At 39.3% G+C, this 24,868-nt stretch carries 20 protein-coding genes; 3 read left to right on the top strand and 17 right to left on the bottom strand.

The features are described 5' to 3' along the window. Positions 1-6: 6 nt before the first annotated feature. The 3 genes from yajC to queA form a co-directional block, all read right to left on the bottom strand. A complete protein-coding gene (yajC, locus tag H5092_RS03155) occupies positions 7-342 on the bottom strand; it encodes a preprotein translocase subunit YajC (RefSeq protein ID WP_002957830.1) in 336 nt (111 codons plus the stop codon). Between the two features lie 25 nt (positions 343-367). Beyond that, positions 368-1,495, bottom strand: a complete 1,128-nt coding sequence (gene tgt, locus H5092_RS03150) for a tRNA guanosine(34) transglycosylase Tgt (protein ID WP_002957831.1) — start codon at positions 1,493-1,495, stop codon at positions 368-370. 183 nt (positions 1,496-1,678) lie between these two features. Further along, complete coding sequence (queA, locus tag H5092_RS03145) at positions 1,679-2,710, bottom strand: tRNA preQ1(34) S-adenosylmethionine ribosyltransferase-isomerase QueA (RefSeq protein ID WP_002957832.1); 1,032 nt, start codon at positions 2,708-2,710, stop codon at positions 1,679-1,681. Positions 2,711-2,896: 186 nt separating this feature from the next. Between queA and H5092_RS03140 the strand changes: the two genes are divergently transcribed. Beyond that, positions 2,897-5,428, top strand: a complete 2,532-nt coding sequence (locus H5092_RS03140; protein WP_182732891.1) for a GGDEF domain-containing protein — start codon at positions 2,897-2,899, stop codon at positions 5,426-5,428. 191 nt (positions 5,429-5,619) lie between these two features. Then, positions 5,620-5,832 carry a hypothetical protein gene (locus tag H5092_RS03135; protein ID WP_002957835.1) on the top strand — a complete coding sequence of 71 codons (213 nt, stop codon included), beginning with the start codon at positions 5,620-5,622 and terminating at the stop codon, positions 5,830-5,832. 18 nt (positions 5,833-5,850) lie between these two features. Here the strand turns inward: H5092_RS03135 and H5092_RS03130 are convergent, their stop codons facing one another. The 7 genes from H5092_RS03130 to H5092_RS03100 all read right to left on the bottom strand — a co-directional run bounded on the left by H5092_RS03130 (position 5,851) and on the right by H5092_RS03100 (position 14,498). Further along, a complete protein-coding gene (locus H5092_RS03130) occupies positions 5,851-6,777 on the bottom strand; it encodes a hydrogen peroxide-inducible genes activator (protein ID WP_182732890.1) in 927 nt (308 codons plus the stop codon). Between the two features lie 82 nt (positions 6,778-6,859). Then, entirely contained in the window at positions 6,860-8,128 is a 1,269-nt protein-coding gene (locus H5092_RS03125) for an inorganic phosphate transporter (protein ID WP_024597536.1), read from the bottom strand. Between the two features lie 39 nt (positions 8,129-8,167). Then, entirely contained in the window at positions 8,168-8,845 is a 678-nt protein-coding gene (locus tag H5092_RS03120) for a TIGR00153 family protein (RefSeq protein WP_002957838.1), read from the bottom strand. Between the two features lie 150 nt (positions 8,846-8,995). Further along, complete coding sequence (phoU, locus tag H5092_RS03115) at positions 8,996-9,697, bottom strand: phosphate signaling complex protein PhoU (protein ID WP_182732889.1); 702 nt, start codon at positions 9,695-9,697, stop codon at positions 8,996-8,998. Positions 9,698-9,743: 46 nt separating this feature from the next. Further along, the gene (gene pstB / locus H5092_RS03110; protein WP_002957840.1) at positions 9,744-10,571 is read right to left on the bottom strand and encodes a phosphate ABC transporter ATP-binding protein PstB; all 828 of its coding nucleotides are present in this window, start codon (positions 10,569-10,571) and stop codon (positions 9,744-9,746) included. 27 nt (positions 10,572-10,598) lie between these two features. Continuing rightward, a complete protein-coding gene (gene pstA / locus H5092_RS03105) occupies positions 10,599-12,248 on the bottom strand; it encodes a phosphate ABC transporter permease PstA (RefSeq protein ID WP_002957841.1) in 1,650 nt (549 codons plus the stop codon). 15 nt (positions 12,249-12,263) lie between these two features. Beyond that, the gene (locus H5092_RS03100) at positions 12,264-14,498 is read right to left on the bottom strand and encodes an ABC transporter permease subunit (protein WP_024597535.1); all 2,235 of its coding nucleotides are present in this window, start codon (positions 14,496-14,498) and stop codon (positions 12,264-12,266) included. Between the two features lie 380 nt (positions 14,499-14,878). On the opposite strand from H5092_RS03100, the gene H5092_RS03095 reads away from it, so the two are divergent. Then, on the top strand, positions 14,879-15,385 hold the full coding sequence (locus H5092_RS03095; RefSeq protein WP_002957843.1) for a glycine cleavage system protein R: 507 nt from the start codon (positions 14,879-14,881) through the stop codon (positions 15,383-15,385). Between the two features lie 137 nt (positions 15,386-15,522). Here the strand turns inward: H5092_RS03095 and H5092_RS03090 are convergent, their stop codons facing one another. The 7 genes from H5092_RS03090 to H5092_RS03060 form a co-directional block, all read right to left on the bottom strand. After that, the gene (locus H5092_RS03090) at positions 15,523-15,978 is read right to left on the bottom strand and encodes a hypothetical protein (RefSeq protein WP_002957844.1); all 456 of its coding nucleotides are present in this window, start codon (positions 15,976-15,978) and stop codon (positions 15,523-15,525) included. 200 nt (positions 15,979-16,178) lie between these two features. Continuing rightward, positions 16,179-19,298 (bottom strand): efflux RND transporter permease subunit, encoded by a 3,120-nt coding sequence (locus tag H5092_RS03085; RefSeq protein ID WP_182732888.1) that lies wholly within the window; start codon positions 19,296-19,298, stop codon positions 16,179-16,181. Positions 19,299-19,306: 8 nt separating this feature from the next. Then, positions 19,307-20,875, bottom strand: a complete 1,569-nt coding sequence (locus H5092_RS03080; RefSeq protein ID WP_182732887.1) for an efflux RND transporter periplasmic adaptor subunit — start codon at positions 20,873-20,875, stop codon at positions 19,307-19,309. Further along, positions 20,865-22,241 (bottom strand): TolC family protein, encoded by a 1,377-nt coding sequence (locus tag H5092_RS03075; protein WP_182732886.1) that lies wholly within the window; start codon positions 22,239-22,241, stop codon positions 20,865-20,867. Before H5092_RS03075 ends, H5092_RS03080 begins: the two co-directional genes overlap by 11 nt. Before the next feature lie 257 nt (positions 22,242-22,498). Further along, positions 22,499-22,861: a hypothetical protein gene (locus H5092_RS03070; protein ID WP_240915895.1), complete on the bottom strand. Its 363-nt coding sequence runs from the start codon at positions 22,859-22,861 to the stop codon at positions 22,499-22,501. Between the two features lie 94 nt (positions 22,862-22,955). Beyond that, the gene (locus H5092_RS03065; protein ID WP_024595825.1) at positions 22,956-23,570 is read right to left on the bottom strand and encodes a paraquat-inducible protein A; all 615 of its coding nucleotides are present in this window, start codon (positions 23,568-23,570) and stop codon (positions 22,956-22,958) included. Positions 23,571-23,572: 2 nt separating this feature from the next. Then, on the bottom strand, positions 23,573-24,838 hold the full coding sequence (locus tag H5092_RS03060) for an EAL and HDOD domain-containing protein (RefSeq protein ID WP_024595824.1): 1,266 nt from the start codon (positions 24,836-24,838) through the stop codon (positions 23,573-23,575). Positions 24,839-24,868 lie beyond the last annotated feature (30 nt).

Genomic DNA, 24,868 nt, shown 5'->3' with positions numbered 1-24,868 from the left:
TTATTTTTATAGCGACTTCATTGTGCCTTTTGGCAATACTGCAGATACTGCAGATTTTTGTACTGTAACTTCTGCTTGCTCGTTTAAAGAGATAACGATGAAATCTTTCTCTTCAGAAATTTTCACAATTTTACCCACTAAACCGCCTTGGGTAAGTACTTCATCACCTTTAGCCATCATACTCATTAAGCTTTTGTGCTCTTTAACGCGCTTAGCTTGTGGGCGGTAGATTAAAAAGTAAAAAACCAAACCGAAAATAGCTAACATTATTAGCATTTCCCAACCACCGCCTGCCGCAGGTTGACCAGCTGCTGCGTGTGCATTTGAAATAAATAAACTCATGATACTTCCTCTTTAATTTTAAAGTTTAATTTTTTATATCTGCTAACTCTGGCACATCTTGGCCTCGGCGAGCATAAAAATCTTGTACAAATTCTTCTAATTTACCTTCGCTAATTGCATTACGTAAACCTTCCATAACACGTTGATAGTAACGTAAGTTATGAATTGTGTTTAGTCGCGCACCTAAAATTTCGTTACATTTATCAAGGTGATGCAAATAAGCTCGTGAATAGTTTTTACACGTATGGCAATCACACTCAGGGTCAAGTGGCCCTGTATCTGTTTTATGCACTGCGTTACGTATTTTTACTACACCCGTGGTAATAAATAAATGGCCGTTACGCGCATTACGTGTTGGCATAACACAGTCAAACATATCAATACCACGGCGAACCGACTCAACTAAGTCTTCTGGCTTGCCTACACCCATAAGGTAACGAGGCTTGTCTTCTGGCATTTTAAACGCACAATGATCAAGGATATTCATCATTTCGTTTTTAGGCTCACCTACTGATAGGCCACCTAATGCATAACCGTCAAAACCAATTTCTTCAAGGCCAGCTTGTGATTGTGCACGTAATTCTGGGTACATACCACCTTGGATAATACCAAATAAAGCAGATGGATTATCGCCATGCCCTTCTTTTGAGCGCTTAGCCCAACGAAGAGATAACTCCATAGAATCTTTAGCTTCTTTTTCAGTCGCTGGGTATGGCGTACACTCGTCAAAAATCATAACGATGTCTGAACCTAAGTCACGCTGTACTTCCATCGACTTTTCAGGCGACATCATAATTTCATCACCATTTACTGGAGATTGAAATAAAACGCCTTCTTCAGTAATTTTACGCATTGCGCCTAAGCTAAATACTTGAAAACCGCCTGAGTCAGTTAAAATTGGGAAGTCCCAATTCATAAAGTCGTGTAAATCACCATGTTGTTTAATGATCTCAGTACCTGGGCGAAGCATTAAATGAAAGGTATTACCTAAACATATTTGCGCACCAGTGGCTTTAACTTCATCTGGCGTCATACCTTTTACAGTACCGTAAGTACCAACAGGCATAAAAGCAGGTGTTTCTATTACACCACGGTCAAAAATTAAGCGGCCGCGGCGCGCTTTTCCGTCAGTACAATCTAATTCAAATTTCATATCATCCTCAATGTCGGAAAAACAGTCCAACAAGCTATAATTTAACCGCCTGATTCTACCCTTTTTGCCTCACTAATACTATTAGCTGCGATAAATTCAGTTTTGCCAATTGCCGCAAACAAAAACCCCAGCAACTAAGCTGGGGGTTTTAATATATTCTACTGAGTATTAAACAATATTTTGTTACTTTCGTGTTAAAAACATGGCGTCGCCATAACTAAAAAAGCGGTACTGCTGCTCTATTGCAGTATTGTAAGCGCCCATAATATTGTCTTGGCCGCTAAATGCGCTGACTAACATTATAAGCGTTGATTCTGGTAAGTGAAAATTTGTGACCATGGCATCAACAACATTAAATTGATAACCCGGAAAAATAAATATATCGGTATCACCAAAATACGTATCTAACTTGCCGCCGTGAACTTTAGCAGCCGACTCTAATGAGCGAACTGAAGTTGTGCCTACCGCAATTACACGCCCACCATTTGCTTTAGTTTGCGCAACAGCTGCAACTACGTCATCAGGTACTTCTATGTACTCTGAGTGCATTACATGCTCATCAACACTATCAACTCGTACCGGCTGAAAAGTACCAGCACCAACGTGTAGCGTAACAAAAGCCATGTTTACGCCTTTATCTTTGAGTGCTGTCATTAATTTATCGTCAAAATGTAGACCTGCAGTTGGTGCTGCAACTGCACCTGGTTTTTCTCCATAAACAGTTTGATAACGCTCACGGTCAGCATCGGTATCAGGCCGGTCAATATAAGGAGGCAGTGGCATATGGCCAATATCATTAAGTATATCTAGCACGTTTTGGCTATGATCGAACTCAAGCTCAAATAAAGTATCGTGGCGTGCAACCATTATTGCCTTGGCTTTGCCTTCTAAAATAACTTCGTTACCGACCTTAAGCGACTTACTTGCCCGTACATGCGCAAGTACGCGATGCTCATCTAATACCCGCTCTACAAGTACTTCAACTTTTCCGCCTGAAGCTTTTTGACCAAACATACGTGCTGGAATAACGCGTGTATTGTTAAAGACCAATAAATCGCCTTCGTTTACTAAATCAAGTATATCGCTAAACACTTTATGTTCTAAAGTTCCGCTTGGGCCATCTAAAGTGAGTAGACGGCTGCTGGTTCTGTCCGCTTTAGGAAAACGAGCTATTAATTCATCAGGTAAGTCAAAGCTAAAGTCAGCCACGCGCATAATTAGTAATCCACATCATTTAAAATCGCGCCAAGTGTATATGTATCGGATATTAAGCTCAAGAAATCAGCCAAACTTATAATGTCTGTTTGCGTGTTTGCCACTAAATTCTCTTGTTCTTATGGTTAAATGTCACTATTCTTATTCGGCTAAATTATTATAAGTTATATTAGGGGTGTTCAACTCGTGCCAAACCAGCTTAAATTGCTAATATTAAACGCAAGTAGTGCTGAACGTCGCGCGATTAAGGGCACTTTAGAGAGCTTAAATGTATTTACCTTTATTGATGCCCAAGACAGCCAACAAGCTTTAAAGCTTTTAAAACAACACCCTGTTGATATTATAATAACGGGCATTAATGTTGGTAAAATTGATGGCTGGCGCTTTTCTAGGATGATCCGCTCAGGATTATTAAAAACACCAAAAAACACACCAATCTTACTTATTCCGCCAATTTACTGTGAGCGGATTGCCGAAACAACAGCCCGAAGCTATGGGATAGATGCTGTACTACCGTTTGAGCACAAAGATATGCTCCCTCAAGTACTTGCGAATGTTTTATCTACTCACTTAGAAAAAAGTAGCCGGCTAAACTTATTATTATTAGAGCCACTTCAAAATACGGCAGACAAAATAAGTGAACAGTTAAAGTTAAACTTTGCTATCACTCACGTAACTTCAGCTAAAGCGGCACTTAACGCTTATAACCAACAGCAGTTTTCAATTGTGCTACTCGATGCCACTACATCAAGTGCAGAGAGCTCGAGTGTACTCGTTGAAGAAATCCTCCAGCACAATTCTAAACAAGCTATTGTTACAATTATAGAAAGTGACGATGCCGATTACGCTGAGCAGCTTTTGCTTTCGGGTGTTACCGACTTTATTAGAGCCCCTTACGATCCTTCATTTTTAAACAAAGTGTGTGACCACGCCGCACGACGTGAAGATTTTATGGTGAGTTATGCTGAATTTGCTTACAAAGTAGAACAATTAAGCGTGAGCGAAGTGCGTTACAAGGAGTTATTTTCAGCTCATCAGCGTATTTTATTGCACTTAAATACAGTTGTTTTAGAGCTCGATCAGCAAGGTAATATTCGTTTTATTAACCCCGCATGGGAAACATTAAGCGGTTTTGGTGTTAAATCATCACTACAAAACCCATTAAGCGCTTATTGTAATAACGAAGATAAAGGAAGGCTTGACTACACTATTAACGATATTTTACATGGTGGCGAGCAACAGCAACAAATAGAAGTAAAGTTAACCCACAAAAATGGCAATTTAATTTGGGTTGAATGCAGATTGCAGCTAATAAAAAATAGCCGTAATAACGCGACCATAACCGCAACTATCGACAATATACACGAACGAAAGCAAGCTGAGATTCAACTACGTCATTTAGCACACCATGACCCATTAACTGGTTTGCATAATCGTTATTATTTTGATCAACAGCTTAATAAAATATGCCAGGATAAATACACCTATGATGGCATTGAGCATGCTGTTATTTATATTGACCTCGATCACTTTAAAATAATAAACGACAGTAAAGGCCATCATCAGGGCGATATAGTTTTAAAAGAAGTGGCGCAATTATTTAAAGCAAATATTGGCGACGATCACCTGGTATGCAGAATTGGTGGGGATGAATTTGCAGTCATACTTACCAATATGAATTTACTGGATGCACACCTTATTGCAGAAGGTGTGTGTAGTGCGATAGAAAAACATGCTTTTAAATCAGAAGATCAGATATACACTATTAGCTGCTCTATTGGTTTAACTCAAATCACGACACAAAATAATGACCCTAATGAGTGTTTAAAACAAGCCGATATTGCTTTGTATATTGCCAAAAACCTAGGGCGTAACTTAGTACATTGCTATTCAAAAGAAGATGCTCAAAACAATACACTACAAACAGGGCTTGAATGGGGCCATGAAATTCGCCAAGCACTACAGCAAGATAATATTGAACTACATTACCAACCTATTTGGGATTTTAAAGAGTGTAAAGTTGCTTATTTTGAAGCGCTTTTACGCTTAAAACTCAAAGGTGAACTCGTATACCCAAACCAGTTTATTCCTTCTTTAGAAATGCTTAACGACACATTTTTGATGGATCAATGCGTTATACGTAATGCTATTGCTTGTGTATCTAAGCACCCAGAGTTAAACCAAGTTGCTATTAATTTGTCAGCACAATCGTTCTTAGATGAACGCTTATTGCCATTAATTGAATCAAACCTTGAAAAGTATAACGTGCCTGCTTCGCGGATAATTTTTGAAATAACTGAATCTGCGAGTATTAATAACCTAAAGGCCACTCGTAAAATGATTGAGAAGCTTAATAGCTTAGGCTGTCATTTTTCTATCGATGATTTTGGAACTGGATTTAGTACATTTAATTATTTAAAACAGCTACCAGCACAGCATGTAAAAATTGATGGCTCATTTGTGAGTGATATGCTCAATGACCCTATAGATTTAGCGTTAGTAAAAGCAATAAATGATATTAGTCGGTCTCTCGATAAGCGCTCTGTAGCTGAGTACGTTGAAAACGAAGAGATATTTTTTGCACTAAAAGAAATTGGTGTTGATTATGGGCAAGGCTACTTTATTGCACGTCCAATACCTGTTGATAAAGTAAAAGATGAACTCGAAAAAATTTCTAAAAATAAAACGTTTTACCAACAACAAGCTAGCCCAAAATAAACAAAATTAAACAATTTTAATCATTTTATTACTACCAATATTACCTTTCTTGCCTATACTTTCAGCATCAAATAAAAAATGTCGCGCCTTTTTATGCATTTCACTTTAAAAACATGACATTACCTTTTGGCGGCGTAGTACCGATATTTATAGTGGGTTTCAAAGCTATTTAAGCTTTTAAGGAGGAAGGTATGACACAACTAGTTATGTTATTACTGATTATACATTTTGCAATCGCGTATCAGTGTTACCGCTACGCGAATATTAAAGGCTACCCAGTTAAGGTTTTTACTGTATTAGGCTGTGTGCCTTACTTTAACTTGGTGGTATGGATTTATTTATTATTTTTACCTGAACTTGAGCCTTTTGAAAGTCATCTTCAAAATCAAAAGCAGCCTTTGTAGGCTGCTTTAGTTCACTTATTATTCTGCTTTAGAAAAATCTAAACTACATTGACGCTTTAAAAACACCTCAAGCTGTTGACTAAATAGCCTAAAGTCTCGAATTCGGCCCGTAGTTTTACGCCACAAGATACCAATATCTCTATATGCATCACTTTGTGATGGTGTAGCCACCATATTTTTATTATCTAAAATACCCGCATTAATCGCCATCTGTGGTAAAAAAGTCACCCCGAGCTGATGCTCAACCATGCTTAATAGAGTATGTAAGCTTGCAGCTTCAAATGGGTTAATACAACTGGCACGGTTTAAGTGACATGCACTAAGCGCATGGCCCGTCATGCAGTGCTCGCGCTCTAATAAGAATACGCTAGCCTCTGGTAATAGATTAAAGTCGACTACGCCCTTTGCAGCGCTGTAATCCTTATGGTGCACTAAACTAAACTGATCTTTTGCCAATACTTGTGTATGAAATTTATCTGTTTCGTACGGCAGTGCAAGTAGCGCTAAATCAATATGCCCATGTTCAAGTTTATCCAGTAGCTTGTCACTCGTATCTTCAATTAATACCAGCTCTAAATCACAAAAGGTTCCTTTACAAAAATGATAAAGCGGAGCCGCTATAAAGCTTGCAATTGTAGGTATAACACCCACAGTCAGCTTACCACTTAGTGGTGTTAAAAAGCTTTTTGTAAGCTCTTTTAAACTAATTGTATCGTTAATTATTTTACGAGAACGCTCAACAACTTCTTCACCAATACTGGTAAACATCAGGCTGCGATTTTCACGCTCAATTAGCTGACAGCCTAGTGTTTCTTCAAGATTTTGAATAGCGCTACTTAAAGTAGATTGTCCTATAAAGCAGGCACTAGCGGCTCTGCCAAAGTGCTGATGTTGATGAACAGCTAATAAATACTGTAGTTGTTTAATACTTGGAAGGTTAGTCATTTTTTCTTTCCACAAATAAAAAGACCCCAACACCTAGGGCATTGAGATCTTTTCAAGCTAAAAGTCTTTGAGTACTTTTTTATTAAACCCCAAATGCGGTTCTTAGTACGTAGAAAATAACAATAGCAAGGGCAGCGCCAACTGGCAATGTAATTACCCAAGAAACTACAATGTTTCTGATAACACCCATGTTAAGCGCGCCAATTCCACGTGCCATACCTACACCTAATACCGCACCCACTAAGGTTTGAGTAGTAGAGATTGGCATACCAGTACCTGAGGCAATAACAACGGTAGAAGCAGCAGCTAGTTCAGCAGCAAAACCACGGCTAGGTGTTAAATGTGTAATACCTTCACCAATTGTTTTGATTACTTTTTTGCCTAAAATAGCAAGACCAGCAACAATACCAAAACCACCTAGAGGTAGAATCCACCAAGCAATAGCTGCTTTTTTAGCAATTTCACCATTGTTTTCAACAATGTTTACAACAGCTGCTAGTGGACCAATTGCATTAGCAACGTCATTAGAACCATGTGCAAATGCCATACAACATGCTGTTAGTACCATAAGAACAGCAAATACTTTTTCAACATTGTTGAACTGCATTTGTTTATCTGCTTTTGGATCAATATTTAAGCGAGATATGGCAATTTTACCAATCACAGCAACAACTATTGCAACACCTACTGACAGTGCATAGCCTTCAGCTGAGCCTAGGTCTATACCAACGTGCTTTAAGCCCTTTTTAATTGTAACCAATGCCATGATAAAACCTGCTAAGCCCATATAAAGAGGGACATAACGTTTAGCATTTTTTAGTGGTGCATCTGTATTAAAAATAAGTTTTTGTGCACTCATGAATATTAAGTATGCAATAAAGCCTGATATGGCAGGTGTTATAATCCAACTACCTACAATACCACCTACTTTATCCCATTGAATCGCCTCAGTACCTACTGCAACTAACGCAAAACCAATGATTGCACCAATGATTGAGTGAGTTGTAGATACAGGCCAACCTAAGAACGAGGCCATTAATAACCAAGCACCGGCTGCAAATAAAGACGAAATCATACCCAGAACCATTAATTCCGGAATATCTGCAAATGGTGCTGCATCAATAATTCCTTTACGAATTGTTGATGTAACCTCACCACCTGCTAAATAGGCGCCTGCAAATTCAAAAATCATCGCTATAAAAATAGCTTGTTTGATTGTTAGCGCTTTTGAACCTACAGATGTACCCATGGCGTTCGCTACGTCGTTCGCGCCAATACCATAAGCCATAAAAAAGCCGACTGCTGCGGCAATTAAAATTAATACCGTGCCGTAAGATGCAATGATATCCATTGTAAAACCTTAATCTTTCGTGTTTGAACTGATTTTAAATTAACGAGCTAACATCAGCTCAAGACGTGATCCTACGCGCTCTGCAATATCTGCAAGCTCGCCAACCCATTCAATGATTTTGTACAAAAACATCACATCAATTGGATTTAACTCACCTTCTACATCACGTAGCTGGCGGCGTACTTTTATCTGCATTTCGTCCGTGTCTTGTTCTATGGCATCCAATTCAACTAACATTTTTTCTACTAAGGTGACTTCTCGACCTTTAAAACCCGTTTCTAGCAATTCTTCTAATTCGTTAATTGCTTTAGATGCTTGTTTAGTCGCATCTACACAACGGGTTAAGTAAGCTAAGAAATCAGCTTGCATAACTTTAGGAATGGTCATTTCACGACCAATCACTCGTCCTGCAATATCTTTTGCTTTGTTGGCAATTTTATCTTGTTGAGTTACTAATTCGAGAAGATCTGTACGCTCTACCGGCATGAATAAACCACGTGGCAATTGTAAGCGTATATCTCTTTTCATATCATCAGCTTCACGTTCTAAATTGCGAATAGTGATGCGAAGCTCTTCAGCTTGTACCCACTCTTCTTTAAATACGTGATTAAAAAAAGGTATCAAAGCTTTACTTGCTTGATGAACCTTCTTGATGTGTTCTTCCATTGGTTTGATAGGAGATTTTGCAAATACTCCTAAAAACGCGTTTGTAGGCATAACTGACCCTTTAATCAAATTGATATGCTTTGCAGCATGAATTTTACAGTATTAACCAAGATTGTGAACGCTTTTTATTACTTCACTAAGGCTTGCAATGCACAAAGCGGCACTAAGCCGCTTTAATAAAAAAGAAAAATAGGTAAAAAATTATAGCGATTTTTCTATATCTTCTTGAGATGTATGACGAATATCTTTGCCATTTACAAAATAAATAATGTATTCCGCAATATTTTGACAGCGATCACCTATGCGCTCTAATGAACGAACAGACCAAACTAAGTCCATAATTTTAGGGATTGAGCGTGGATCTTCCATCATATAAGTCATTATTTGACGTGTGATAGCTTCATATTCACGGTCAACTTTTGCATCTTCTTTATGTACTTGAAATGCGCGCTGCACATCCATACGTGCAAATGCGTCTAGTACATCATGTAACATCTTTAGAACTTGGCGGCCCATATTCTCAATATTTACTAACAAGTCTTGTTGATCTTTAGTAAATGAGTCTAGTGCAACTTTAGCAATTCGCTCAGCTTCATCGCCAATACGTTCTAAATCTGCAATAGTTTTTGCAATTGCAATCACTAAACGTAAGTCACTTGCTGCAGGCTGACGACGAGCAATGATACGCGTACATTCTTCATCAATGCTGACTTCCATTGCATTTACTTTGTAATCGTTCTGACGTACCTTTTGAGCAAGCTCAGCATCGTTACGACTCACCGCATCAAGCGCGCTACTTAATTGCTGCTCAACTAAGCCACCCATACTCAATACATGGTTACGTACATTTTCTAGTTCTTGGTTAAAGCGCCCAGAAATATGCTTATTAATATTATGTTCCATAGTTACCTTCTCTCTTAATCTTGTACAACACGCTATAACGGGCTAATTAACCGTAACGACCGGTAATGTAATCTTCAGTCTTTTTCTTCGTTGGTGTAGTAAATAAGGTATTTGTGTCTGAGTATTCAATCAATTCGCCCATATACATAAAGGCTGTTTGATCAGATACACGCGCTGCTTGTTGCATGTTGTGTGTAACAATAACAACGGTAAATTTGTTTTTTAAATCGTTTATTAGCTCTTCGATTACCAAAGTAGAAATAGGGTCGAGTGCTGATGTTGGTTCATCAAGTAAAAGTACCTCTGGCTCAATTGCAATTGAGCGAGCTATAACTAAACGTTGTTGCTGACCACCCGATAAGCCAAACGCGCTATCGTGCAATCTATCTTTTACTTCATCCCACAAAGCAGCACCACGAAGTGATTGCTCTACCACTTCATCTAATTTACGTTTCTCTTTAATGCCTTGTAAGCGCAGGCCATAAACTACATTTTCATAAATTGATTTAGGAAATGGATTAGGGCGCTGAAACACCATGCCTACATTACGACGAAGTGCTGCTACATCTACGCTCTTATCGTAAATATTTTGACCATGGAGTAATATTTCACCTTCAATACGGCAAATATCAACCAAATCATTCATGCGATTAATACAACGCAGTAATGTTGATTTACCACACCCAGACGGCCCGATAAACGCAGTTACTTGGCCTTTAGGAATGTTCATATTAACTTTATTAAGCGCCTGCTTATCACCGTAGTAAAGATCGAGGTCTTTAATCTCTAGCGCTTTTTGATCATCCGTTAAATTTTCTAGGTCTAACTTTTGACCAATATTAGCTTGGTTTACTTGTGGAGCGACTGTAATCATTTTTGTTACCTATAAAATCTTTACTAATTAGTGTTCAAGCGATCTGAATTTTTCACGTAAATGGTTACGTATACCAATGGCCGTTATGTTTAGGGTAATAATCACCGACACCAATAAAAAGGCAGTGGCGTATACCAGCGGACGTGCCGCTTCAACATTAGGGCTTTGGAAGCCAACATCGTATATATGAAAGCCTAAGTGCATGAACTTTCTATCTAAGTGAAAATACGGGAAGTTACCATCAAGTGGTAATGTAGGGGCCATTTTTACAACGCCTACTAACATTAATGGTGCAACTTCACCTGCAGCACGCGCAACTGCCAGTATTAAACCAGTCATAATTGCAGGGCTTGCCATTGGAATAATTATGCGCCATAACGTTTCAACCTTTGTTGCGCCAAGCGCTAGTGAACCGTCACGTACGGTACTTGGAATACGAGATAAGCCTTCCTCAGTCGATACAATAACAACTGGCAAAGTTAATATAGCAAGCGTTAACGCCGACCACATTACACCTGGCGTACCAAATACTGGCGTTGGTGCCGCTTCAGGGTAAAATAATTGGTCTAAGCTACCACCTAACATGTATACAAAAAAGCCGAGGCCAAACACACCGTACACAATTGAAGGCACACCGGCCAAGTTAATCACCGCAATACGAATCATCTTAGTGACTGCATTTTTAGCGGCATACTCGTGTAAGTAAATTGCAGCAACAACACCAAACGGCGTCACTATTACAGCCATCAGCATAACCATAAACACAGTACCAAATATAGCAGGGAAAACACCGCCCTCTGTATTTGCTTCACGTGGGTCATCAGATACAAACTTACCTAGCTGCACAAAGTAGTGCCCTAGCTTTGCAAAAAAGCCCATATCATTTGGAAACCAAACATCAAGTACTTGATACATTGGAATCGTAACTACTTCACCGCGCATATCTTTTACAGTTACGTGGTCACGTTTAGCTTGTTTACGTAGTGCAAATAAATCTTTTTCAAGTACACCATACTGCGCACGTAATTCAGCACGCTCTTGAGCAAGCTCAGCAACACGTTCATCAGTGAGTGCGTTATCTAGTAAGTAGCCCTTTTCTTTTAAACGAAGACGCTCAAGCTCATAGTTAATATGCCCAATGTCACCATTTTGTAAATCAAGTGCTTCGTCGTTTAAATCCACGGCACGCTCTACAAGTTCATGTAGAGCTTCAATTTTATCGCCTTCGACTGGTTTACCATCTTTAATTACACTTTCAACATAACCATAAAAATTACCGTTTTTACTACGCTCAAATACAGCAAGCGTTGCAGGCGTTGTTTTATTTTTAATGTCGGTTTCTAATATCCAACGAAAGTCTAAATCTACATACTCACGATTACCTGTTTTAATAAGTAAGCGCTCTATTTCTTCTTTTTCAAATCCGCTAACGTCAATACCTGTCGCGGCTAAACGCGTTTTTGGTACTAATTCACGGTCATAAACTTCGCCAATAACGGTTTGTTTTGAAATTGACCCTTCAAGTTCAAACTGCACAACTTCTGAAGGCCAGAAAAAACTTAATCCTTTCCAGGCTATCATTGCTAATAAGCCTAGAACTGAAATTAAACTGATGCTCACTGCACCACCGGTCATCCAAATCCAAGGAGAACCAGACTTAAACCACTGCTTTACCATGTCATGTCTCTCCGCTTACATTGAGCTATATTTTTCACGCAGTTGCTGGCGAACAAACTCAGCGACTGTGTTAAAAATGAATGTGAATATGAATAGTACAAAGGCCGCTAAGAACAATATTCTGTAATGCGAACTACCTACTTCTGACTCAGGCATTTCAACTGCAATATTTGCTGCAAGCGTACGCATACCTTGGAAGATGCTCCAATCCATAATAGGTGTATTACCCGTTGCCATAAGTACAATCATGGTTTCGCCAACGGCGCGGCCAAGTCCCATCATTACCGCAGAGAAAATACCAGGGCTTGCTGTTAGTAATACAACACGTATTAGTGTTTGCCACTGCGTTGCACCTAATGCTAATGAGCCATTTGATAAATGCTTTGGAACACTAAATACGGCGTCTTCTGCAATTGAGAATATAGTTGGAATAACTGCAAACCCCATCGCAATACCTACAACCAGCGAGTTACGTTGATCGAATGTCATACCTAGCTCATTTGTTAAGTACTGACGTACATTGCCGTCAAACATCCAAAGCTCAACAAATTCACTCATCGCAAACGAAAACCAGCCAATAAGTAAAACGACCGGAATAAGGATAATTGAATGAGATCCTTCAGGAATTCGATGACGGATTTTGGTTGGTAATTTAGTCCAAGCTAAACCTGTCGCTAACATACCTAAAGGTAATAATATGAGTAACCCAACAATTGCAGGTAAGTGCTCTTCTATCAAAGGAGCTAACCAAAGACCGGCTAAAAAACCTAAAATAACGGTTGGTAATGCTTCCATTATTTCAACAGTAGGCTTAACTACCTTACGTAATTTACTCGACATAAAGTATGCCGTGTAAATTGCCGCCGAAAGCGCAATAGGCACTGCAAATAACATCGCATAAAGGGCTGCTTTTAATGTACCGAACGAAATTGGCACTAATGAAAACTTAGATTCAAAGTCATCACTGGCTGATGTTGACTGCCATATATAACCTGGCTCTGGGTAACCTTCGTACCACACTTCTTGCCAAAGCGCTGACCAAGTGACTTCTGGATGCTCGTTATGTATTTCTAATACTGTTAGTTTGTTATCCGCCAAAATTAATGCAGCATTTGAACGCGGTGAAATTGCAAAGTTTTGTATTGCGCCTTCACTTACTTTACCTTGCCATAATTTTGCTTCGCTTGTTGTGTAGTACACCCCAAGCTCACCGTTACTGCTGGTCGTAAAAAAAGTACGACGGTAGAACTCTGTAAATACATTTAATTTACTTTGCTTAGTCGTTTCAAATGAACGTATTTTTTCATATTCGCGGCCAGTGTCAGTGTTAACTTCAAACCACTGCGAAACTTCGCCGTTATCATTGGCAAGCATTAATGAGTTTGCACCTGCTAGTAATTGTGCAGATACAATATTGGCATTTTCTTCGTTAGCTGAAAGTAGCTGAATTTGCTCTACATCACTTGGGTCACGTGTATCGTATACGTAAACTTGATTAGCAGAACGTACAAAAGTACGGGTTGTATCTGGCGACATTAATAGCTCATCTACACGCCCTTCAACATCTAGCTCTGTGCGCTCAACAACCCACTCAACTTCGCCAGTAAACATATTCTCTTCAGCAACAAAACTGCTAAACAGCACCCGTTTGTCTTCTGTAAGTGCGACAACAGCTGTTCTGTCTTCATAGTGGCTAAATGCAAAGCGTTTAATAGCTGAGCCTTGTTCATCTACTTCCAAAGCCATTTCCCCAAGAGGAAAGTCTAAACGAGGCGTTAATTTACGCTCATTATTAGGAAAGGTGACCAAAAATTTAGGTGCTACGACCATTACAGTGCCATCTTTTAAACCAAACGCATAATACCCTTGAAAAGGCGCGCTAGTTGCAAAGCTTGTTGCATCACTTGGTAGCTCGGCGTTTAATGTTTTAAGCTTTTTACCAAAGCTGCCATCTTGCACACTGTAAAAATCAACCTGACCTTGCTGACTGAGTAAATAAGCAACTTCAGTTTGCTCTTCTACACCTAGGCCTGCTATTTGCTGCGAATTAGCGACCTGAAAGCTATCGCGTTTTTCTACTTTTGCTGATTCAAAAATTGGCTGTACTACATAAAGAAGGTAAAAGAATATTAATAGCAGTGCTACCAATACCATTATCCCACCTGCGGTTATACCAAATTTGGCAAACCGATCTTTAAATAGACGGCTTCGATCCGTATTAAAAGTCGGTTTATTCGGATTTGAAGTCATCAAAACACCCTTAAATCTTAACGTTCTATAAATTATATTTCATCAAGATGACAGTAATGTTACAGCAGTAATAATAAGCACGTTAAAACGGTTTTAAATAAAACTAGCGAAGAAAATCGCTAAATAAGTCTCATATAGATGATTTTTAAGTGAACTAAATTATAAAATAATTGGACAAAGCATTTATCGAGGTCAATACTAAAAGAGTACTTACTAAATAAGAATGACTATTAATACCGCGTATAGTCAACACAACCAAATTCAATTTTATTATTTTAAAATCAACGACTTATAAAAGTGCAACAATACACAATTTAGATTAGACAATACACTTAATGCCTATGCATTTACTTTCTTTGGGCTTAAAAAGAGAATTATTTATGAAGCAGTTGGTTATAACTATTCTAGGGCAAGATCGCCCTGGTTTAGTAGAGAGTATCTCATCCGTCGTGTTACAAAATCATGGCAACTGGCTAAGCAGTAACTTAAGCCATTTATTAGGTCATTTTGCAGGTATTATTCAACTTGAAGTTGCTGAGGAGCACTTTCAATCACTACAAAGCGCTTTAAATAAGTTACCTAAGTTAGACGTTCGAATTGAAACCGGAAACACAGAAATTGAACCATCAACATTAGAACAAATCAATCTGGTTATAACAGGTAACGATCGCCCAGGTATTGTTCAAGAGTTGGCGAGTGTAATACGCCACAAAGGCGCTAACATTACTCATTTAAATTCAAGGCAGCAAAGTGCGCCTAATTGGGGGGTGCCTATTTTTAGCGCTGTTGCTACCGTTACTTTACCCAATGGTATGAATAAAGATGAAGTCATTGAAGCATTGGAATCAATAACAAGTGATTTAATTGTAGATACAGAAGAAGTTTGATCTCCCTAGGTGCGTGCCACACTGTTGACACGCATATTATTTTAGCCAGTTTATCAAAGCCCTCTGCGGGTTATTTAACGCAGACATAAAATAAGCCGATGCAAGCATCGGCTATTTTGAATAGTTATCTTATAAAGCTACATATCCATATGACGATTCGTACTTTGCATCATTTGCTTTATACCTTGCTTTTCCAGCTCTAGTATTTGTTGCAGCTTTTCTTGGCCACTTTGAGTTTCAGCGCGCTCAAGTAAGTATTCGTATAATTCAATTACCTTTTGATGCTGCTCTGATAAATAAGCTTGAATAACTTTCTCATCAAATTGCTGGTCTTTACTAATGTCTTCGAAAGTAATTAGCTCAGGATTTTTAGCAAAGTATTCATAACAGTACGTATCGAGCGTATTTATTTCGGTTATCGCTTTAAACCCGACTAAATCTTCAGCGAGTTTTTTTTCGTAATTTAGGTAGTAGTCCACCAGCATTGCATTATGTTCATCGAGTAAATCCTTTACGCTATGAAAATTAGCCGCCATTTGCGTATGAAACAAAACGGTCCAATCGTATACCTCTTTAATTGTTTTAACTTGCATGTGCATTCCTTACTTAGTTGACTGTATAGGTACTACACTGCGTAAAGCGTGCCAATTAAAAAACCATTTAAAAACAGAAGGTTAATTTTAAAATGGATATTAGTTAGCAATTTAATAGAATAACTTACAAATTATAGGTAATTTTTATAGAGCAATGCGTGGGTAGTAACCGCACTGCTCTATCGTCTTGTTGCTTTATATTATTTAAGTCCTTGTTTGCGCCACAGTAGGTAAACCGCAGGAATAACAAGTAAGGTGAGTACAATTGCACTGCCCATACCGCCAACCATAGGTGCAGCTATTCGACTCATTACTTCGCTTCCGGTGCCTGTGCCATACAGCACAGGTAGCAAGCCAATAATAATTGTCGCGACAGTCATCATAACCGGGCGTACTCGAAGCCCTGCACCTTCAATAATAGCTTGCTGTAATTGCACTAAACTAAGTGGCTTATCTGCCTGCTCTGCTTCGATGCATTTTTCTTGATAGGCTTGGTTTAAATACACCAACATAATGACCCCAATTTCTACCGCTACCCCAGCTAAGGCAATAAAACCTACACCCACTGCAACTGAAAAGTTAAAGCCCTCTAAATACATTAGCCATACGCCACCAATCATTGCCAGTGGCAAAGTAGCCATAATAATAGTGACCTCAGCAAAGCTTCTAAAATTAAGATAAAGCAACACAATAATAATCGCTAATGTAAGTGGTAATACATAAGTCAGTTTGTCTTTAGCGCGCTGCATGTATTCATACTGCCCAGTCCACGTAATTGAGTAGCCAGCAGGTAGTATTAGGTCCTTATCGAGCACTTGCTGAGCGTGCTCAACGTAAGTACCAATATCAACGCCATCTATATCAATAAAACTCCAACCGTTTAAACGTGCATTTTCGCTTTTTATACCAGGCGGTCCATCTTCAATAAATACATTGGCTACATCACCAAGTGCTATACGCTGCCCTGTAGGCGTTACAATGGGTAACAGCATTAGCTCTTCTGGCGAGTCTCTGTATGCTTGCGGGTAACGCAAATTAACTGGGTAGCGCTCTTGCCCTTCTACGGTTTGAGTTACGTTTGTACCACCAATTGCAGTAGATACAACTTGCTGTATGTCGCTAATATTTAAGCTATAGCGCGCGGCTTTTTCACGATTTATATCTACTTTTATATAACGTCCACCGGCTACTCGCTCTGAGTAAACCGATGCAGTGCCTTGCACATCTTTCAATAACACTTCTATTTGTTGACCAATTTTTTGAATTTCACTCAACTTTGGTCCCGCAACTTTAATACCCACAGGGGTTTTAATACCGGTCGCGAGCATATCAATACGTGTTTTAATTGGCATTACCCACGCGTTCGTCAACCCCGGAAACTTAACCAAACCGTCGAGTTCTTTTTTAAGTTTTTCAAGCGTCATACCCTCGCGCCATTCGTTTTTTGGTTTTAGCTGAATAAACGTCTCTATCATTGTAAGCGGCGCAGGATCTGTTGCAGTTTCTGCTCGCCCAACTTTACCAAATACTGTTTTAACCTCAGGTACTGTGGCAATTAGCTTGTCGGTTTGCTGTAGTATTTCGCGCGCTTTACCTACCGATAAACCAGGATACGTTGTGGGCATATACATTAAGTCGCCCTCATCAAGTGGCGGAATAAATTCACTGCCTATTTTGTTTACCGGGTAAAAGCCAATAACAGAAACAACCACCGCGAGTACCAATGTCATTTTTGGAAATTTAAGCACCCAGTTAAGTAGTGGGCGATACGCTGCGACGAGTAATCGGTTAACTGGATTTTTTTGCTCCGAAATAACTTTACCTCTAATAAAGTAACCCATTAATACCGGCACTAAGGTAATTGCAAGCCCAGCAGACGCCGCCATAGCATAGGTTTTAGTGTAAGCCAGTGGCGCAAACATACGCCCTTCTTGCGCTTCTAAAATAAATACCGGCATAAAGCTGACGGTAATAATTAATAAACTAAAAAATAATGCAGGACCCACTTCACTCGCCGATTTAGCCACAACTTCCCAGCGGTTTTCGTTGGTAAGTGGCGTTTTTTCCATATGTTTGTGCATATTTTCAATCATGACGATAGCGCCGTCGGTCATTGCGCCTATCGCTATTGCAATTCCCCCTAAAGACATAATGTTGGCGTTAATCCCCTGCCAATACATAATTATAAATGCCGTTAAAATCCCAAGCGGTAACGTAATAATCGCCACCAATGATGAGCGCACATGAAACAAAAACACCACACACACTAAAGCAACTACAATCAGCTCTTCAATTAGCTTACTTGTTAGATTATCTACTGCGTTATTTATTAAGTTGGAGCGATCGTACACAGGGACTATTTCAACGCCCTCTGGTAATCCCTTTTTAAGCGATTCTAATTTTGCTTTTACCAGCTCAATAGTTTTTTGTGCATTTTCGCCATAGCGCATAATAACGATGCCGCCGGTCACTTCGCCTTCGCCATTAAGCTCTGCAATACCACGGCGCATTTGCGGCCCGACTCTAATATCAGCTACATCACGCAATTGCAGCGCAGTACCATTAGCGTTTACGCCAAGCGGAATAGCTTCTAGGTCGGCAACACTTTTAATGTAGCCTGTGCTTGTTACCATGTATTCAGCTTCAGCCATTTCAACTACTGAGGCGCCCATCTCTTGGTTGCCTTGCTGGATAGCGGTTTGAATAAGGCTAAGCGGAATACCATATGCGCGTAATTTATCAGGCTCAACATTAACTTGATATTGCTTAACCATGCCACCAACAGCAGCCACTTCAGAGACTCCTGGTACGGTTTGTAGCTCAAACTTTAAAAACCAATCTTGTAAGCTTCGTAGCTGACTAATATCGTGTTTATTTGTTTTATCAATTAGTGCGTATAAGTAAATCCAACCTACGCCTGTTGCATCAGGACCAAGCTCTGGCGTAGCGCTATCGGGCAATCGGTTTGCTGCTTGGCTTAGGTATTCTTGTACTCGGCTACGAGCCCAATACAAATCAGTTTTTTCATCAAAAATAACGTAAACGTACGAGTCACCAAAAAACGAAAAACCCCTTACAGTTTGTGCACCCGGCACAGAAAGCATTGCAGTGGTGAGCGGAAATGTAACTTGGTCTTGCACTACTTGCGGCGCTTGCCCCGGATAAGTGGTTTTTATAATGACCTGAACATCAGATAAGTCAGGCAAGGCATCTACGGGCGTATTTTTTAGTGCAAACAATCCTCCACCCAGTAAAATTAATGTAAGCAACAACACAAAAAAGCGATTGCCAACAGACCAGCGAATAATGGCAGTTATCATAATGGCTCCTAGTGAGAACTGTGTTGCATAGGTTGCATAGGTTGCATAGGTTGCATAGTAGAATGATCAATCGGCTCTGCGTTTTGCGCGTTAGTAATTACAAATTCATCATTAATAATGCTAAAAGTAAAATTAATATACTGGGCATTTTCAAACTTGGTAATATCAATATCTGGCGCTAATACAAAGTCCATTGTGGCGGGTTCTCGATTCCATTTTTCAATGGCTTCTCGGCTAATATTAATAATGCGATTTTGTGTATCTATGGCATTAATAGTGCCGTTAACCGTGGCGCTTTGTGGCTGCATATCCATGTTCATATTAGAGCCTGAATCAGAATCCGAGCTGATACCAGAACTAGGTATTTCCATTCGTTTAAAGTCGGAGCTCTTACTTGACTCAGAATCTATTAAAAATTGCGCTGAGGTCACTACCGTGTCACCTGTCTTTACACCTGACAAAATGACCGCTTCATTACTATTAATTTGCCCAACTTCGACTTCTACCGATTTAAAACGACCCTCACCTAATGCAATAACCACACGGTTTTGATGCTGCGTGCGAATTACCGCTTCTTTAGGGACTGTAAATTGCGCTTTACTCGCTTTAGCGTGAATGCTCACTTGTGCAAACATATTTGGTTTTAACCGATGATCTGCATTTTCAAACCTGAGTCTTACACGCAGAGTCCGGTTTTTAGCATCAAGCGCGGGGTAAATATAATCAACCTTACCTTCCCACTTTTGACCTTTTAAGTAATCAAGCGTCATTGTTACAGGTAAACCAACGCTAACTTGTTCTGATTGGCGCTCGAACACTTCTGCCTCTACCCAAATTTCATCAAGCTGAGCAATACTCATCATTGATGTGCCTGGTTTAACGTAAAAGCCCTCTCGTACTGTTAGCTCATCTACCACACCACTTTGCTTTGCGTAAAAAGTAATATTTTGCATTATCTTTTTATTTTTTTGTAAGCGCTCGATAAATCCATCAGACACATTTAACGACTCTAAACGCGCCTTTGCAGCGCGAATTAACACGGTATTATTACGATTAACCGCCAGTAAAAATTCTTCCTGTGCATTCACCAATTGTGGGGAATACAAAGTATATAAAGGCTCACCGGCTTTAACTTGTGCACCTTGCGCTTTAACATATAAACTTTCAATCCAGCCCTCTACACGCGGATGAATGTGAATAAGTTGGTCTTGGTTATATTGCACATAACCCACAGTATTTATATCGCTGTGAAGTGTTTTAAGCTCTACTTTGGCAGTTCTTACACCCAAGTTATTGATGACTGCAGGCGAAATAGTTACTGCACCTGGTCCATCCTGAGCGTTGCTATCGTTTTCATATACAGGGACTAAATCCATTCCCATTGGCGATAGTCCTGGCGCGTCACGCCTGTAATTACTATCCATAGGGGCTACCCAATATAAGGGCTGTTTTTCAGCACTTTGCTGTTCATTCATTGCCGAGCTGCTAGGTAAAAACTGCATCACTAAGGCGCCAATTAACGCAAATGCGACCGCACCAACTAAGGCAGCAACAAGTAACTTTAAATTAGTATTCATTATGTAATTCTCCAGTTTTATCGCTCATTACTTGGGGGTCTAAGCTACTTGCATAATAATTAAGGCGAGCGGTAATAATATGCTGATCTACTTGAATATTAAGCGCGTCTATTTTGGCGTTAAGTTCACCAATGCGCGCGCGCATCACGTCAGAAAAATCCCCATCGTCGCGCGTATAAGCATTAAGTGTTGCTTGAGATTGCTCTGACATTTGCGGTAATAACGTATTTTGATAAAGCGCATCGCGTTTTTGCAAACGAGCGAGTTGGCTAAACTCCTTAAAGTACATGCCTTTGAGTTTTTGAAGCGCCACCAGCTTTTGTGTTTTAGTAGCTTCTGCACTAGCAATAGCCGATTTAACCTGTTGATCTTGTCTGTTATCAGTAAACAATGGCAAATCAATGCTAAATCCTACTGAAAGTAAATCAGCTCGCGACTCCCCCATAGGCGTTTCATCTCGGTAACCATAACCCACATTAACGCCCATTTGAGGTTTGTAACTTTGCTTGGCGAGTGCAACTTCGGTTTGCTTTGCGGTGACGGTTTTTTCTATCGCAATAATTGCGGGATGCGCCATAAGCAACTGTATTAATTTATCAAATTCAAGGTTTGCAAAATCAACCAGCCCTGTGGTTTTAGTAAATTCGGCATTTAAGGGCTGCATAAGCATATTCATAGGTAACCACTGTGCTAAACGGTTTTTAGCACTTTCAAATTGCTGCTCAAGCATAACCAGCTTATCTTCAAGGCGAGTGAGCTCTAATTGCGCACGAATAATATCTTGCTGGCGTGTTTTACCTAAGGTACTTGCGTAGCTTGCTTCGGTAACTTCAATAAGCTGAGTAAATAGCCCTTTATCTTGCTCAATTAAAGCAATACTTCGCTGAGCACGATACGCGTTTAACCACGACTCAATCACAATTGCTTTTACTTGTGCTAAGCGATCGGCGCGCTGCCAATAATATTGTTGAGCAAACTGAGCTAATGCCTTTTGTTTAAGCGCTAAACTATTCCCTCGGCTAAACTTTTGGCTCAAATCGACTTTAAGCTGCGTCATCCCTTCTTGATCAAACGCATAACCGTTAGTAGGTAAGTTAAGTAAGCCAACCGTTAAAACAGGATCGGGTAAGGTGCCTGCGGCAATACTTTGTGCTATTGCGGCATCTTCTTGGTAGCCACTCGCTTTTAGCCATGGCTCATGCGTTAGTGCATAATTAAGCGCTTGCGTTAAGCTAAGCGTTTGCTCATTGCGGGCTTGCTTTAGCGTATCGATATTTAGGTTATTTGAATTGTTTTGCGCATTAACAGCTGTGCTAAAAAACACAACACTACATAATACGGCTTTAATACTTACAGCGTGGTTCATCACCTGCTCCATCTAAAAATAAAAGAAATTCTTAAATTAGGAAGCAAAAAAGGTGTTTAGGAGTTTTACAAAAACCTTTTATATCAATTGCATTGAATTAATGATCTATTATTGCGGTAGGAAAATTGCTCTATAACAAGGAAAAAATTACGCAGTATAGTTGCTTTATATAAGTAATTTTTAACGCAGTTAGAGAGGTATTTAGTTCCTAGAATGAGCATGTTTTCAATAAAATTGATATTACACCTATCCTGCTATTAAGCAGACATAGGAGGGCGGTAAAGTGAACGAGGTATATTAATTTGTGTAGTAAATACACTTATATTTACTTTTTCAGATTCAAGTAAAGTAACGCTAAATAAAGTATCAACATTAAGCATTGAATTAGCAGCGCAGCCACTGATAGGGCATTTGCAATCATTTTGTGGCGTACTTTCGTCGTCGCAACAATCCATCTGCATCATATTTTCAGACATGCTAGCAACAGCTGTTGCATCACTACTGTGTGTCATTGGCATTTGGGCATGCGTTGCTGTTTTCATTGGCAAATGTGGCATTTCGCATACCATAGCTACAGACGCAACTGCCTGACCCACAAAAGTGAGCAGTAAAGTTATCATGAGTAAACTAGAGTAAAAACGTTGCAACATTATGCCTTTTAATAAATTTTAAAATGATTGTAAGATAACCTAACGGCAACCACAAATACTTTAATTATGTAGACTGCGGTTTATCAGGTGTTTTAATTAAGTTACTCGCTATAATTGCAAATATACAATATGCGCTAAAATACCAAAAGCCCTCACCAAATTGTGTATTCATAACAAGTAGCTCACCACTTTTACCATGAGCGTTACCTGCTAGGTAAGTCACTATTAATGCAATAACAAATACATCAACCATGCTCCACTTACTTAATGCACAAATAACCAGACCGAGCTTTTGCTTCAACCCATTCAAAGGTAGGCAACAATAAAGCAATTGTAATAGCAGCTTCAAGCTTGGAATAACAATAGAAAACAACCCCACTAAAGCAGCTACAAATAAATTATTATTACTAGCAAGCTCTTGAACTGTGCCTAAAATACTTTGTGTTTTGTTATAGGCGCTGATCTCGCCCTCTAACTTATCAAGCCCTAGCATATTCGAGAACATCATTAGCATGCTACGAGTCCGACCATCGCCCTCTTCAGCAAGCATTTCAATGCCCGCTTGCGCTAATTTTGATTTATCTATGTTGCCCTCTATTGTTAATACTGGTTTTGTAATACCAGGAAACAATAAACAAAGAGCAACCACTACACTTATAACCGACAACCAATTACGCATATTTATTCTGTTATTGCCTCAATAATGTCATCACTGTATAAAACAGCATCCAATAAAAAATTAAATATATCGCCAATGTGCAGCTCTGAGTTTATGTTGGCCAAATGGACCATAGCTTCATCTATATTATCTAATTCAAACTCTTTTATAAGCGATAAACAGTTCCCTAAAATGCCGCTCTCTAATAGTAACGCATCAGATATTGCAGCATCTAAAGTAAACTCTTTAACTATGTCTTTTAATTCAGCATCTAAAATAGCATCAAGCACCGAGAACAAACCCACCAGATACCCTTGCTCGGTCAACTCTTTATTATTTTGCTCCAATATTAGCGACATAAATTGAGCCCGCGTTAAAGCAAGCTTAGTTAATTCGGTTGGTTTTTCGACCCCCAACTCACTAATTGCTAATACGCGAACAAATTGTCTTATTGTGTCCTCACCTAAATAAATAACCGCTTGTGAAATAGACGTAATGACTAAATTTGCTTTGCCTGAACGCGCGTTAGCTAGCTTTAAAACCCTCGCTGTTATGGCGACATCTCGGGCCACTCGTTGATGAACTTCTTTAAAGCAAAGTGTTTCTTTTGCTGTAAAACGCAATAGATCAAAAACGGTTAGCTTAGAAGGCTCTACACCTTTATACGTAATCATTTCTGGGCGAGAAAAAAAGAACCCTTGAAATAAATCGCAGCCAGCCAATTTTAATACATTAAATTGTTCATGCGTCTCTATTCGTTCAACAATTATTTTTGCATGTGGATTTGCGCGTTTTATTTTTTTAATGCGCATATTGGTTTTAATAACCGGATCATCTATCTCAATTTTTATGTAATCAACATGTGCTAACAGTGGCTCCCATTTTGGATCGCCATCGTAATCATCTAACGCAAAAACATACCCTTCTTTTTTAAGTTCTTGCACACGCTCAGCCACCGCAGGAATATTACCCGTGCGCTCCACTATTTCAATAACACTATTTTCTGGCAATAAAAGTTTGGGGAAGTTATCGAGAATAGTTTCTGATGACAAGTTTATAAAAGCTAAATGATGTGCGGTAAGTCTATCTAAACCAACCAACATTAAAGCATTAAAAAATAGGCGGCTTGTCGCATGGACATCTGAAGTGCCTACAGGAAACGCATTATTGGCTGAGTCTCTATAAAGCAATTCGTACGAGAAAACATTCTGGTCTATATCAAAAATAGGTTGCCGCGCAACAAACTGAGTTATTTTTTGTACTTCATCAGGTATGTTATGTAATTTCACTTGGCTCTAAACCTATAAATAAAAGATGGC

The sequence above is a fragment of the Pseudoalteromonas sp. SR41-7 genome, assembly GCF_014163935.1.
Lineage (GTDB): Bacteria > Pseudomonadota > Gammaproteobacteria > Enterobacterales > Alteromonadaceae > Pseudoalteromonas > Pseudoalteromonas distincta.
Note: the sequence above shows the minus strand (reverse complement) of the source record. Positions and strands in the feature narration are given on the sequence as shown.